This is a genomic window from Mesorhizobium sp. M0217 (assembly GCF_040321955.1).
Classification (GTDB): domain Bacteria; phylum Pseudomonadota; class Alphaproteobacteria; order Rhizobiales; family Rhizobiaceae; genus Mesorhizobium.
Genome location: NZ_JAMYSN010000015.1, coordinates 34,798 through 48,672 on the forward strand (window position 1 = coordinate 34,798; position 13,875 = coordinate 48,672).

The 13,875-nt window shown below is 63.0% G+C and carries 13 protein-coding genes; 8 read left to right on the plus strand and 5 right to left on the minus strand.

What is annotated here, in order from left to right:
* Nucleotides 1–194: 194 nt before the first annotated feature.
* The 3 genes from acnA to NKJ18_RS21880 all read left to right on the plus strand — a co-directional run bounded on the left by acnA (nucleotide 195) and on the right by NKJ18_RS21880 (nucleotide 5,053).
* Nucleotides 195–2,885 (plus strand): aconitate hydratase AcnA, encoded by a 2,691-nt coding sequence (acnA, locus tag NKJ18_RS21870; protein ID WP_352759628.1) that lies wholly within the window; start codon nucleotides 195–197, stop codon nucleotides 2,883–2,885.
* Between the two features lie 392 nt (nucleotides 2,886–3,277).
* Complete coding sequence (locus NKJ18_RS21875; protein WP_023683845.1) at nucleotides 3,278–4,057, plus strand: DUF1223 domain-containing protein; 780 nt, start codon at nucleotides 3,278–3,280, stop codon at nucleotides 4,055–4,057.
* Nucleotides 4,058–4,666: 609 nt separating this feature from the next.
* Nucleotides 4,667–5,053: a DUF2794 domain-containing protein gene (locus NKJ18_RS21880; protein ID WP_352497732.1), complete on the plus strand. Its 387-nt coding sequence runs from the start codon at nucleotides 4,667–4,669 to the stop codon at nucleotides 5,051–5,053.
* 110 nt (nucleotides 5,054–5,163) lie between these two features.
* Here the strand turns inward: NKJ18_RS21880 and NKJ18_RS21885 are convergent, their stop codons facing one another.
* From NKJ18_RS21885 to NKJ18_RS21900, 4 genes are all read right to left on the minus strand, one after another.
* Nucleotides 5,164–5,754 carry a GNAT family N-acetyltransferase gene (locus NKJ18_RS21885; RefSeq protein WP_352512820.1) on the minus strand — a complete coding sequence of 197 codons (591 nt, stop codon included), beginning with the start codon at nucleotides 5,752–5,754 and terminating at the stop codon, nucleotides 5,164–5,166.
* A gap of 118 nt (nucleotides 5,755–5,872) precedes the next feature.
* Nucleotides 5,873–6,613, minus strand: coding sequence for a Bax inhibitor-1/YccA family protein (locus tag NKJ18_RS21890; protein WP_023671726.1), 741 nt, complete (start codon nucleotides 6,611–6,613; stop codon nucleotides 5,873–5,875).
* A gap of 239 nt (nucleotides 6,614–6,852) precedes the next feature.
* Nucleotides 6,853–9,402 (minus strand): ABC transporter permease, encoded by a 2,550-nt coding sequence (locus NKJ18_RS21895; RefSeq protein WP_352759630.1) that lies wholly within the window; start codon nucleotides 9,400–9,402, stop codon nucleotides 6,853–6,855.
* Nucleotides 9,402–10,103 (minus strand): ABC transporter ATP-binding protein, encoded by a 702-nt coding sequence (locus NKJ18_RS21900; RefSeq protein WP_352759632.1) that lies wholly within the window; start codon nucleotides 10,101–10,103, stop codon nucleotides 9,402–9,404. The genes NKJ18_RS21895 and NKJ18_RS21900 overlap by 1 nt, the downstream gene beginning before the upstream one ends.
* Nucleotides 10,104–10,189: 86 nt before the next feature.
* Here NKJ18_RS21900 and NKJ18_RS21905 point away from each other — a divergent pair, with 86 nt between their 5' ends.
* Nucleotides 10,190–10,852 (plus strand): arylesterase, encoded by a 663-nt coding sequence (locus tag NKJ18_RS21905; RefSeq protein ID WP_502906173.1) that lies wholly within the window; start codon nucleotides 10,190–10,192, stop codon nucleotides 10,850–10,852.
* 273 nt (nucleotides 10,853–11,125) lie between these two features.
* Nucleotides 11,126–11,722: an RNA 2',3'-cyclic phosphodiesterase gene (gene thpR / locus NKJ18_RS21910; RefSeq protein WP_023818342.1), complete on the plus strand. Its 597-nt coding sequence runs from the start codon at nucleotides 11,126–11,128 to the stop codon at nucleotides 11,720–11,722.
* On the opposite strand, the gene NKJ18_RS21915 is transcribed toward thpR, so the two are convergent.
* Entirely contained in the window at nucleotides 11,626–12,153 is a 528-nt protein-coding gene (locus NKJ18_RS21915) for a low molecular weight protein-tyrosine-phosphatase (protein WP_023702599.1), read from the minus strand. The two genes, thpR and NKJ18_RS21915, sit on opposite strands and share 97 nt — an antisense overlap.
* Nucleotides 12,154–12,257: 104 nt before the next feature.
* On the opposite strand from NKJ18_RS21915, the gene NKJ18_RS21920 reads away from it, so the two are divergent.
* The 3 genes from NKJ18_RS21920 to NKJ18_RS21930 all read left to right on the plus strand — a co-directional run bounded on the left by NKJ18_RS21920 (nucleotide 12,258) and on the right by NKJ18_RS21930 (nucleotide 13,854).
* Nucleotides 12,258–12,554, plus strand: coding sequence for a 4a-hydroxytetrahydrobiopterin dehydratase (locus tag NKJ18_RS21920; RefSeq protein ID WP_023671720.1), 297 nt, complete (start codon nucleotides 12,258–12,260; stop codon nucleotides 12,552–12,554).
* Between the two features lie 119 nt (nucleotides 12,555–12,673).
* The gene (locus NKJ18_RS21925) at nucleotides 12,674–13,036 is read left to right on the plus strand and encodes a YkvA family protein (protein ID WP_023671719.1); all 363 of its coding nucleotides are present in this window, start codon (nucleotides 12,674–12,676) and stop codon (nucleotides 13,034–13,036) included.
* A gap of 314 nt (nucleotides 13,037–13,350) precedes the next feature.
* The gene (locus NKJ18_RS21930) at nucleotides 13,351–13,854 is read left to right on the plus strand and encodes an invasion associated locus B family protein (RefSeq protein ID WP_352759634.1); all 504 of its coding nucleotides are present in this window, start codon (nucleotides 13,351–13,353) and stop codon (nucleotides 13,852–13,854) included.
* Nucleotides 13,855–13,875 lie beyond the last annotated feature (21 nt).

Consider the following 13,875-nt stretch of genomic DNA (forward strand, 5'->3'; position numbering starts at 1 on the left):
TATATGCGGGACATCCGTGCCAGCGGTCGGCACGGGAACAGAATTTGCGCCGAACCAGCGCACGCGCCGCCTTGAACGGCTCGGGTTGGCTGGGAACGGACAGCGGAAATGGCCGTACCCGCACCTTTGCGCGTGATTGCATGCCCATCGGCGTCCGTTCCCTTTCAGGCTGAACAGACAAGGACGGACCGCACGTGTCAAAATCCCTCGACAGTTTCAATTGCCGCCGCACCCTCACCGTGGGTGGCGCGGACTATGTCTATTACAATCTGGTCGAGGCCGAGAGGAACGGCCTCACCGGCATTGCCCAGCTGCCTTATTCGATGAAGGTGCTGCTGGAAAACCTTTTGCGCAATGAAGACGGCCGCTCCGTCACCAAGGACTCTATCCAGGCTGTGGCCGGCTGGCTGACCGACAAGGGCACCGCCGGCGTCGAGATCGCCTATCGCCCGGCGCGTGTCCTGATGCAGGATTTCACCGGCGTCCCGGCGGTGGTCGACCTTGCCGCCATGCGCGACGGCCTCAAGGCGCTCGGCGGGGATCCGCAGAAGATCAATCCGCTGGTGCCGGTCGACCTCGTCATCGACCACTCCGTCATCGTCGACGAATTCGGCACGCCACTGGCCTTTGCCAGGAATGTCGAGCTCGAATATGAGCGCAACGAAGAGCGCTATAAATTCCTGAAATGGGGCCAGCAGGCGTTCCGCAATTTTCGCGTCGTGCCGCCCGGCACCGGCATCTGCCATCAGGTCAACCTCGAATATCTCGGTCAGGTCGTCTGGACCAACACGGAAGACGGCGAAACGACCGCCTATCCCGACACCTGCGTCGGCACCGATTCGCACACCACCATGATCAATGGCCTTGGCGTGCTCGGCTGGGGCGTCGGCGGTATCGAGGCCGAGGCGGCGATGCTCGGCCAGCCGGTTTCCATGCTGTTGCCCGAAGTCATCGGCTTCCGCCTTACCGGCAAACTCAGGGAAGGCATCACCGCCACTGACCTGGTGCTGACCGTCACCCAGATGCTGCGCAAGAAGGGCGTCGTCGGCAAGTTCGTCGAGTTCTTCGGCCCGGGCCTGTCCAACATGACGCTGGCCGACCGCGCCACCATCGGCAACATGGCGCCCGAATATGGCGCCACCTGCGGCTTCTTCCCGGTCGACGGCGAGACCATCCGCTACCTCACAATGTCGGGCCGCGAGGAAAGCCGCATCGCCCTGGTCGAGGCCTATTCCAAGGCGCAAGGCATGTGGCGTGACGCCGGCTCGGCCGACCCTGTCTTCACTGACCTGCTCGAACTCGAGCTCGACAGCGTCGTGCCGTCGATGGCAGGTCCCAAGCGCCCCGAAGGCCGCGTTCCGCTCGAAGGCATTCCGGCCGGCTTCGCCAAGGCGATGGAGACCGAGTACAAGAAGGCTGCCGAAATCCACAAGCGCTATGCCGTCGAAGGCACCGACCATGATCTCGGCCATGGCGATGTCGTCATTGCCGCCATCACGTCCTGCACCAACACCTCGAACCCGAGCGTGCTGATCGGCGCCGGCCTCTTGGCGCGCAACGCCAACCGGCTCGGCCTCAAGCAGAAGCCGTGGGTGAAGACCTCGCTGGCGCCGGGCAGCCAGGTGGTCGCCGAATATCTGGAAAAGTCCGGCCTGCAGAAGGAGCTCGACCAGATCGGCTTCAACCTGGTTGGTTTCGGCTGCACCACCTGCATCGGCAATTCCGGCCCGCTGCCGGCGCCGATCTCCAAGACCATCAACGATAAGGGCCTGATCGCCGCCGCAGTGCTCTCCGGCAACCGCAACTTCGAAGGCCGTGTTTCACCTGACGTGCAGGCGAACTATCTGGCGTCGCCGCCGCTGGTGGTAGCCCATGCTTTGGCCGGCACCGTCACCAAGGACCTGACCACCGAGCCACTCGGCGAAGGCCGCGACGGCAAGCCGGTCTATCTCAGGGATATCTGGCCGAGTTCGGCCGAGATCCAGGAGTTCATCGAGAAGAACGTCACACGTGAGCTGTTCGCCCGCAAATATGCCGACGTCTTCAAGGGCGACGAATACTGGCAGAACGTCAAGGCGCCGGAAGGCCAGACCTATGCCTGGGACGACAACTCGACCTATGTGCAGAACCCGCCCTATTTCGCCGACATGACCTCCGGTTTCGGCAAGATCGGCGACATCAAGGGCGCGCGCGTGCTCGGCCTGTTCGGCGACAAGATCACCACCGATCACATCTCACCGGCGGGTTCGATCAAGGCCGCTTCCCCGGCCGGCAAATACCTCACCGACCATGGCGTCGGCGTTGCCGACTTCAACCAGTACGGCACAAGGCGCGGCAACCATGAGGTGATGATGCGCGGCACCTTCGCCAACATCCGCATCCGCAACCATATGCTGGGCGAGAACGGCCGCGAGGGCGGCTACACCATCCACTACCCGTCGAAGGAAGAGGAATCGATCTACGACGCGGCGATGAGGTACAAAAAGGAAGGCGTGCCGCTGGTCATCTTCGCCGGCGTCGAATACGGCAACGGCTCCTCGCGCGACTGGGCAGCTAAAGGAACGAATCTCCTCGGTGTCCGTGCCGTCATCGCCCAGTCCTTCGAGCGCATCCATCGCTCCAACCTGGTCGGCATGGGCGTCATCCCCTTCGTCTTCGAGGAAGGCACCTCATGGGCCTCGCTCAACCTCAAGGGTGACGAGCTGGTCGAGATCGACGGCATAAGCACCATCAAGCCACGCCAGACGATGATCGCCAAGGTGACCTATGGCGACGGCACCGTGAAGAACGTGCCGATCATCTGCCGCATCGATACGCTGGACGAGCTCGACTACTTCAAGAATGGCGGCATTTTGCAATACGTGCTGCGCGATCTGGCCGCGTAGCGGCCAGGGTTTAGGCAGTAGGGATTGGGCGGTAGCGGGGAACGACATCCCCTGCTCCCTACTCCCTACTCCCTACTCCCTACTCCCTACTCCCTACTCCCTACTCCCTACTCCCTACTCCCAGTCTTTCGAAAGCATTGCCCGACCCGATCGAAGCCCCGCCCTGTACGACAGGAGTAAAAACCGGCTGGGCTCAGCAAGATCTGCCCCACGCTCCTGATGCCATGCTCCCGATCGAACCGGGCGGTGAAGTGCTCCCCCTGTGATGGCCATACCCATGGTTGCGGCAGCAAAAATTTCACCGCAACGTGACTTCCCGTTGACTGTCGCTTCTGCCACAAATCTGGGCAACCAGAACAAGGCCGGCGTCACCGGCGGGAATCGGAACGACCATGGCACCTCGACACCCTCTGCGGCTTGCGGCTTTTGCGCTGGCCTTCTCGGCGCTTGCCGGGACCGGGTTCGCCGAGGAATCGGGAACGACCCAGACCGACAAACCGCAGATTGACAGGCCCTTGGGCGTGGTCGAGCTGTTCACCAGCCAGGGCTGCAATTCCTGCCCGCCGGCGGACGCGTTCTTTGCCGAGCTCGCGGCCAAGGACAACGTCGTCGCGCTCGCCTACCACGTCAATTACTGGGACTATCTCGGCTGGCAGGACACGCTGAGCAGCAAGGACAATACCGACCGGCAATATGACTATATGCGCGCCTTCGGCACCCGCTCCGTCTACACGCCGCAAGCCGTCATCAATGGTCGCAGCCATGTCAACGGCGCCAGCCGCAAGGAGGTCGACGGCGCGCTTGCCCGCATGGAGAAATCCGGTGAAGGCATGCGGGTCAGCGTCAAGGTCAGCCGCACCAGCGATCGCGTCATGATCGATGCCGGCGACGCCGGTAGCGGCCCCAGCGACGCCCATGTCGTCATCGTCTATTTCGAACCACCGCAGACGGTGACCATCGCCAAGGGCGAGAACACCGGCCGCAGCATGACCTACTGGAACGCCGTCACCGGCATCCAGACCGCCGGCATGTGGCACGGCAAGGCGCAGCGCTACGAATTGCCGATGACCGAGATCGCCAAGAAAGGCGGCTGCGCCGTGCTGCTGCAATCGGTCGGCAAGGACGGCCTGCCGGGGCCTATTCTGGGCGCGGCGTTTATTCACAAGCCTTAAGAGGCTGGTCCATATCTTTTGATATCGGCGGGACAGCACCCCCCTCTGGCCTGCCGGCCATCTCCCCCGCAAGGAGGGAGATTGGCAGCTTCGCCACATCCGCCATCCTGTCCCACGTTTGAGATTGGCGAAAGCAAACGCGAAATCTGATCTCCACCCTTGCGGGGAGATGTCCGGCAGGACAGAGGGGGTGTGAAGGATCACGACGACAAGTGTCTGGCGCCGCCCAACAAAAAAACCGACGTCAGCTTGCTTCTGACGTCGGTCATTTAGGCTTTGGGATCGTCGCACCCGGTCTCTCCCTGAGGAAAGTCCGAGGTTGGTTCGATCCGACGCAGACCCGTGGGCGGGGGGCTTGGGGTTTACGAGCCGGTGCCGGACCGAACCGTCTCAGGCAACGCCGGTAAATTCGTCGGACATTGGGGCATGAGCGCGGATAAAAAAAGGCAGAAATGTGGCGAGGCATCACCAATTCAAACACCGCGTTTTATAAAAGTGACTGGACGTTGCGAAAACAGCGCGGTCCCGGGATGGTTAGCCGGGCCTTGCAATTCCACGGCGAACACGCCAACTTCTGCAAGCGAGATTCATTTTCAAAGGGATCGCGGGATGACCGATCGCAGCGGTGGGACGGAGGATGGGGACGCATCCGCAATATTGATCCCGCTGCACGAGGCGCGACGCGAACGCCTCGACCAGCCGGTCCGTTTCGACCGGCGTGAACTCGACGAGATCCTGAAGCTGTACGGACGCATGGTCGCCGCCAACGAATGGCGCGACTATGCCATCGATCATCTGTCTGATCGGGCTGTGTTTTCAGTCTTCCGCCGGGCCAGCGAAGTGCCGCTGTTCCAGATCGTCAAGGATCCGAAACTGGCACGCCGGCAAGGCGCCTTCGCCGTCATCGCCGCCGGCGGCCGAATCCTCAAGCGCGGCCAGGAACTCGGTCGCGTGCTCAACGTCTTCGATGCTAAGCTGAAGATTGTCCAGGCCTAATTGAAAATTGGGGAATTGAAGAGCTGAAGAATTGAAAAAAGAGGATGTAACGGTCGAAATACCGCAGGATTTGTTCTCAGCTATTCGGATCCTCAATTCTTCAGTTCTCTTCAGTTCTCCTCAATTCCCCTCCTCAGGCTCTCACGAAACTTCCGCTCCGGCAGCGAATGCGGATCGGGCGGAACCGTTACGCCGCCATTCAGCGACAGCTGCATGAACACCGTGTCAAGCCAGCGCCCATGCTTGTAGCCGGAGCCTTCCAGGCGACCGGAATGGCGAAAGCCGAGCTTTTCATGCAGCCGCACCGAGGCGCTGTCTGCATGGCCGTCGCCGATCACCGCGACGATCTGGCGAAAGCCCGCCATACGGCAGGCTTCAATCAGCGCCTGCATCAGCAGCAGCCCGACGCCCTGGCCCTTCGCATCAGGCGCGACATAGACGGAATCCTCTACGATGAAGCGGTAGGCCGGGCGCGGCCGGAACGCGCCGGCATAGGCGTAGCCGAGCAGCGCGCCACCTCGTTCCGCCACCAGATAGGGAAAGCCCCCCACCGTCAGGCTGTCGAAGCGCGTACCCATCTCAGTGCGGCTGGGCGGCTCCAGCTCATAGCTCGCGGTGCCATGCGTCACGGCGTCAGCGTAGATCTCGGTGATTCGGCCGAGGTCGCCTTCCAAGGCCGCGCGGATGGAAATAGTGCTCATAATTTATGCAGACGATTCATCTGCCTCCATGACAGCAAAGGCCGGCACAAAAGAAAAGGGCGGCCGTTGGGCCGCCCTCTTGATATCAGCTGGTCCAGTTGCCTGATGGGAAGACCGCCTACCGGCGATCGCCCATGAACTGCAGCAGGAACATGAACAGGTTGATGAAGTCGAGATATAGCCTCAACGCGCCCATGATCGCCTTGCGGCCGGCAACGTCGGCCTGATCGCCTTCGTAGTACATTTCCTTGATGGTCTGCGTGTCGTAGGCGGTGAGGCCGGCGAAGATCAACACGCCGATCGCCGAGATAGCGAAGCCGAGCGCCGACGATTGCAGGAAGATGTTGATCAGCATGGCGATCACCAGGCCGACCACGCCCATGACCAGGAACGAGCCGAACGCCGAAAGGTCGCGCTTGGTCGTGTAGCCGTAGAGCGACAGCGCGCCGAAGGCGGCCGCCGTGGCAAAGAAGGTCTGAGTGATCGAGGCGCCGGTGTAGACCAGGAAGATGGTCGACAGCGACAGGCCGACCAGGCCCGAATAGACCCAGAAGGTGGTTTGCGCCGCGGCCACGCTCATCGACTGGATCCTGAACGACAGGAAGAAGACGGCGGCGAGCGGAGCCAGGATGACCACCCAGCGGAAGGCGCTGGCATAGATCAGCGTGCCGAAAGCGGTCAGCTGTCCGTCGCCGGTGACGGCGAGCTGGAAAGCGCCCCAGGCGGCGACGCCGGTGATGAGGAGGCCAAGCCCCATCAAATTGTAGACCTTGAGCATGTAAGTGCGCAGGCCTTGGTCGATGTCGGCGCGCGCGCCCGGCACGGCCGAAGTCTGGTAGTTGCGAATGGGCTCAGCCATTGGAATCCTCTGTTGCTTCTGCCCCGTACGGTGTCAGGCCCTTTCGGACCTGGGCGCCGCTGGCGGGGCTCCAGCATGCCTGTGGCGAAATATGATGGTTCTTGACGTCAAGAACAAGACCGTAACGGGCTGCAACGCTTGGTGAATCTCCGGAAGCCGGTTTTCTTGGGCTTCCTTGACTGCACATTACCAAGATTTAATCGGAAACGGCAGATTCGGCCAACCTTGCCGTTTTGGGCCTAGAGGTCGCGCAGCACCGGCGCCGCCTTGTGCCCGAGCACCCGCCAGGTGCCGGCAAGGCCGATGCCGACCGTGATCACCAGCGCAAACACCAAGGTCGCCACTGCCACCTCCGGCATGAAATGCGACGGCAACGTCATGATGCGGGCAACGATGTACCAGGCGGCGATGCCGCCGGCAGCCAACGCAAACACCGCGGTGGCCAGGCCGATCAGCATGTATTCCAGCGAAAACGCCGCGATCAGCGTGCGCCTCGTGGCGCCCAACGTCTTCAGCACCACGGCATCGTGGATGCGGGCGCGATTTCCCGCGGCGAGTGCGCCGGCCAGCACCAGCACCGAAGCGATCAGCGCCACGCCGGCCGCGGCCCGGATCGCCGTGCCGAGCTGGCCGACCAGCCGGTTGACGACGTCGAGCGCGTCCTTGACCCGAACTGTCGTCACCGCCGGGAAGGCGCGGGTGACGGCGTTGAGCAGGCGGGCATCCTCTGCTGCCGTGGCATCCTTTTCGGTCAGCGTCGCCAGCCAGCCATGCGGGGCGCCGGCAAAGGTGCTGGGCGAGAACACCATGACGAAATTGATGCCCATCGTCTCCCATTGCACCTCTCGGAAATTGGCGATCCTGGCCGCTACATTGCGTCCGAGCACATTGACGGTGACGGTATCGCCGAGCTTCAGGCCGAGCGCCTTGCCTTCATCGTTGGAGAACGAGACCAGCGGTTCGCCGCTGTAGTTCTCCGGCCACCAGCTGCCCTCGGTCAATGTCGCATTGGCCGGCTGTTTGGCGTCGTAGGTCAGGCCGCGATCGCCGCGCAGCACCCATGCGCCTTCCGATGGCACATTGGCCTTGTCGACACTAACGCCGTTCAGCGCCATCACCCGGCCGCGCAGCATCGGCACCTTGACCAGCGTTCCCTTCGGCGCCTCTTTGCCGATCAGTGTCGAGAAGGCATCGACCTCGCTATTCTGGATGTCGACGAAGAAGAAATTCGGCGCCCGTCCCGGCAGACTGCCGGAGATCTGCTGCCTGAGATTGCCGTCGATCAGCGCCAGCGTCACCAAAAGCGTCAGCCCGAGGCCCAGCGACAGCACGACGGACGGCGTCAGCGCGCCGGGCCGGTGGATGTTGCCGATGGCGAGCCTGAGCGCGACCGAGCGCACACGCGGGCTTTTGCGCGCCACCCACTGCACCAGCGCACCGACCAGGCGCAACACCAGAAAGGCAAAGACCGTCGCGCCGACGAAGATCAAGGCGATGCGCCGGTCGCCGGAAAACAGGATGGCGAGCGCCGCCAAAGCGACCGCGATGCCGACCGCCGTGGCAAGATAGGGCAGGCGTGGAAAGCCGCGGCCCTCAAAACCCATTTCGCGAAACAGCGCGGTCGCCGGCACATCGCGGGCGCGGCCGAGCGGCAACAGCGCGAAGGCAAGCGTCACCAGCAGCCCGAACAGCGCGGCAAGAGCCAGCGCACCGGGATAGAAGCCGCCTTTAGCCGGCACCGGAATGACCGACTGGAGCGCAGCGCTGGCAGCAAACGGCATGGCGGCGCCGAGGATGAGGCCAAGCGCGATGCCGAGGCCGGCGATCATCAGGATCTGCACGAGATAGACGGTGAAGACGAAGCCGCCCGAGGCGCCAAGGCTCTTGAAGGTGGCGATGACGCCGCGCTTGCCGTCGAGATAGGCGCGCACCGCATTGGCAACGCCGACGCCACCGACGACCAGCGCCGTCAGCCCGACCAGCGTCAGGAATTGCGAGAAGCGCTCGATGTTGGAGGACAGCGCCGGCGCGGCGTTCGAGCGGGTGCGGATCGACCAGCCGGCTTCGGGGAAATCGCTCGCCGCCCGATCCTGGATGGCCTTGAGATCGGCCTCGCTGGCGCCGGCCGGCAGCCGAACCTTGTAGGCATTCTCGACCAGGCTGCCCGGCTGGATCAGGCCGGACGCGGCAAGCCCTTGCGTCGAGACCATCAGCCGCGGCGCGAAGCCGAAGCCGTCCGACACCGCATCCGGTTCGCTCACCAGCCTGGCCCGCAATTCGAATGTCGCGCTGCCGACCTTCAGCCGGTCACCGATCTTCACATTCAGCCGGTCGAACAACAGGTCTAGCGCGGCGGCGCCAAAGACGCCTGATTTCTCGCCGAACAAATCCTCTCTGCCAAGCTGCGGCGCGGTCTCGAGCGCGCCATAGAGCGGATAGGCGTCGTCGATGGCCTTGGCCTCGACCAGCGCCTGGTCGGAGCCGTCTTCCAGCCGCGCCATCGAGCGCATATTGGCGCTGTGCGACACAGTGCCGAGGCGGTCGAGGAAGGTGCTTTCGGCTGGCGTCGCATCGCGCTGGTTAAGCTGGAAGCGCAAGTCGCCGCCAAGCAGCGTCTGGCCCTGGTCGGCAACGCCTGCGGTGATCGCCTGCGCCACCGAATTGACCCCGCCGATTGCAGCGACGCCGAGCGCAATGCAGGCAAGGAAGATCAGGAAACCCGACAACCCGCCGCGCATCTCGCGCAGCGAGAAGCGGAACGCGAGCTTCAGCGTCTGCGACAGTGGCATCAGGCCGGCACCTTGACCTGCGCTACCGGCGCATCCTCGATGCGGCCCGAGCGCATCGACACCTGGCGCGAGCAGCGCGCCGCAAGGGCCGGATCGTGCGTGACCAGCACCAAGGTCATGCCGCGCTCGGCCGCCTTGGCGAACAAAAGGTCGGCAACCTGCCGCCCCGTCGCCTGGTCGAGATTGCCGGTCGGCTCGTCGGCGATGAGAATGCGCGGCGACGGCGCCAGCGCGCGGGCGATCGCCACGCGCTGCTGTTCGCCGCCGGAGAGCTCGCCCGGATAGTGGGTGACGCGGTCGCTCAAGCCCACCGCCGCCAGCTCGCGCGCCGCGACACCGAACGCATCGGCATGGCCGGCCAGTTCCAACGGCACCGCGACATTTTCGAGCGCCGTCATGTTGGGAATGAGATGGAAGGACTGGAAGACGATGCCGATGTTTCGGCCCCGAAAAGAGGCGATCTGGTCCTCGCTTTTGCCGTTCAGCAATTCGCCGGCGATCCGCACCGTCCCCGAATCGACCCGCTCCAGCCCGGCAAGCACCATCAGCAAGGTCGACTTGCCGGAACCCGAAGGGCCGACAATGCCGGTCGCCTCGCCGCGCGTCACGTCAAGGCTGACGCCTTTCAGCACATGCACAGACGAAGCCCCTTGGCCCAGGGTCAGGGATATGTCTTTCAGCGCGATGACGGCTTCTGTCACAATTAAAGCGTCCTATATCAGGATGAAGGCTCTGCTTGCCGGAAGCCGCCGCCGGAAGAATTCCTCGGGTATATGGGGCCTGCCACATGTCTTTCAAACGCAAGATATCTTTCAAACGCTTGAATGCCGCAGGGCTCGTCCTTTTCGTCACCCTTTGCGGCGCCATTTCGTCGGTGCGCGCCGAGACGTTCACCATCGTCGGCTTCGGCGACAGCCTGATGGCCGGTTTCGGCCTCGGGCCTGGCGATGGCTTTACCGACAAATTGCAAGCTGCGCTGCGCGCCAAAGGCCATGACGTCACCGTAGCCAACGCCGGCGTTTCAGGCGACACCTCGAGCGGCGGCTTGGCGCGGCTTGACTGGTCGGTGTCGGATGGGACAAGGCTGGTTATCCTCGAACTCGGCGCCAACGACATGCTGCGCGGCGTCTCGCCCAGCATTACGGAAAAGAACCTGGACGACATGCTGGCGAAGCTGAAAGCGCGCAAGATCGCGGTGCTTTTGGCCGGCATGCGCGCCGCTCCCAATCTCGGCGCCGACTACCAGAACGCCTTCGATGCGATCTATCCAAAGCTGGCCGCGAAATACGATGTGCCGCTCTATCCGTTTTTTCTCGATGGCGTCGCCGGACAGTCCGGCCTGCAGTTGGAGGACGGCCTGCATCCCAATCCGAAGGGCGTCGCAGTGATGGTCGAGCGCATCCTGCCCGCCGTGGAGAAGGCTGTTGCGGCAGTTCAGGGTGGCGGTTGAACGCCGGCCTGACGAGAATAACGCGGCGTTCGCCTCGCGCGAACTTTGAAACAAAAGACCGGGCTGCCGATGACCCGAGTCATTCATGCTGCGCTCGAAGAGCATATGCAGCATCTGGGTAATGCAAGCGCCGAAGCGGCACGGCAATAGTGCTTATTCATCGCTTGGAGGCGCCTGTTCGTAAAAATGCCTGCAACCAACAAACCACTTGCCCCGTTTGACTATCGATGATTCGCTAGGGGCACAGTTCGATTCGAGGAAGGGAGGCTCACCATGCCGCGTCTTTTCACCGCCCTCGAAATACCGCGTGACGCCGCTCTTTCGCTGTCCCTGCTCAGGGGCGGCCTGCCCGGAGCCCGCTGGATCGATGTCGAAAACTACCATCTGACGCTGCGCTTCATCGGCGACGTCGAAGGCCATGTCGCCGACGAAATCGCCAACGCGCTCGACCGGGTGCACCGCCCATCCTTCTCGCTCACCCTGTCCGGAGTTGGCGCTTTCGGCCAGAAGAAGCCGCACGCCGTCTGGGCCGGCGTCTTCGCCTCGCCCGACCTTTCGGCGCTGCAGAGCGAAATCGACCGCATCTGCCAGCGGCTCGGCCTGCCCGCCGACCCGCGCAAGTTCACCCCGCATGTTACGCTGGCACGCTTGCGCAATTCGAGCCCGCTCGACGTCGCCCAGTACCTGTCGGCGCGCGGCAATTTTGCGACGCTACCGTTTCGCGTCGGCCGCTTCGTGCTGATGTCGTCGCGCGATTCGGTCGGCGGCGGTCCCTACATTGTCGAGGAGGCGTGGCCGCTCTCCGGCGTCGACGCCCGCGCCACCAATCTCGTCGCCAGCGCCTCCGACGCTTCGCGGATCATGCGGTAGACCGAAGCGAACGCTTCGGCCCCGTCATAATAGGGATCCGGCACGTCGCGGGTTTTGCCCTGCGCAAACTCTGCCAAGAGATGAATACGTTCCCGCGCACCGGCCGGCGCCAACGCCTTGAGGTCGCGGACATTTTGCCGATCCATGCCGAGGATCAGGTCGAAGCGCGAAAAATCCTCCGGCCTGACCTTGCGTGCCCGCTGCCCTGATATGTCGAGGCCGTGGCGGGCCGCAATCGCGATCGAGCGCGGGTCGGGCGCTTCGCCGAGGTTCCAGCCGCCGGTCGCCGCAGAGTCCAGCACGATGTCGTCCAGCACCATGTCGCGGCCGCGTTCCGCCAGCACGGCGCGGAACACGCCTTCGGCCAGGGGTGAGCGGCAGATGTTGCCGAGGCAGACGAAGAGTATGGAATTTATCGGCTTTACGCTCATTCGATATGCGCCGTTCGTGCATTTGGAAGCCCAAAACGCAAAGGACTTTTGGGCGACTTGCATTATGGTGAGGGTCGATATCTGGGATAGCACGGGAAATCATCATGACGAGAGAGAAACTCAGCAAGGACGCCATCGCCGCCGCACTGGCCGAACTGGCCGGCTGGTCGCAGGCAGCCGATGGCGCCTCCATCAAGCGCAGCTTCGACTTCAAGAATTTTTCCGAAGCCTTCGCCTTCATGACCCGCGTCGCGCTGGCCGCCGAGAAGATGGACCATCATCCCGACTGGTCGAACGTCTACAAGACTGTCGACGTGACGCTCAACACCCATGATGCCGGTGGTGTCACTGCGCTCGACATCGCGCTGGCCAAGAAGATGAATGGGTATGCTGGCGGCTGAACGCTGGGGCGGCAACGCCAAATCGGCGCCATCCTCTTGCAGTGGACCGGGACTTTCACCACATTTTCCGTGGCGGCCGCGCGCAACGCGTAGCGCGACGGCCGGCAAGGAGAGGATTGATGGCGCAGCAGCCCGGTTTTGATTTCTTCGGCTTCGGCAGCAAGCTCGGCGACGAAAGTGAAGTGCGCGCCAAATTCTGGCGCACGGCCAAGAAGGCCGCCCGGCAGATTCCGTTCATGGAAGAGGTCGTCGCCGGCTATTATTGCGCGCTCGACAGGAAGACGCCTTTGCGTGCCAAGGGCATATTGCTGGCAGCGCTTGGCTATTTCGTGCTGCCGGTCGACGTCATACCCGATTTCGTCTTCGGCCTCGGCTTCACCGACGACATCGCCGTGCTGACCGCCGCGATCTCCACGGTAAGCGCCCATATCACCCCTGCGCACCGCAAGGCCGCCAAGGAGGCGATCGCCGACAAGAGCTGAATCGGCGTCGCGTTGGCAACTTGGTTCAGAAGAAATCCTCCGCTCAAACAGGACGATAGCGGCTGGGCTTCGGGTTCCGCTGCGGCCGTTGGAAAAGTCAAACTCTTGCCGCTTTCGTGGCCTCCAAGTCGCCGCAGGGACATTGCGAAAGCCGTTTTTTCAAGAAGCGGCGCGGAAATGGCGGTGGTTTCCATGGGTGAATGTCCTTTTCCGAGGGAAATTCACCGTTTGGTAACCCAGATTAAATCAAAATGAAGCGACGGGCAGGACGCCAAGCCGGCCTGCCCCGCACCATTTGGAATACGGGAAAAGCGATGCGCGGATTGATTGCACTAGTCTCGAGCCTGGTCCTGGTGGCTTTTGCCGCGCCGGCGCTGGCGCAGCAGGCGACCAAGATCGGCCAGCACAGTGCCTGGGGCACCTACAGCTACCAGGCGCAGGGCGGCAAGGTCTGCTATGTGCTCACCGTGCCGACCGACAAGCAGCCGCCGACGCTCGATCACGGCGACATGTTCTTCTTCGTCAGCCAGCGGCCGGGCCAGCAAGTGTCCTACGAGCCGCAATTCATCGCCGGCTACACATTCCAGGAAGGCTCCAAGGCCACCGTCACCATCGACAAGAAGACGTTCTCGATGTTCACCCGCGGCAAGTCGGCCTGGGTCGAGAACGCCGCCGAAGAGCCGGTGCTGATCGCCGCCATGAAGACCGGCACCGACATGAAGGTCTCGGCGAAGTCTGGCCGCGGCAATCCGACGACCTATGTGTTTTCGCTGAAAGGCATCTCGGCCGCGCTGACGTCGATCGCCAAGTGCAAGTAGGCTAGCGCGGTTCCCGCCGCA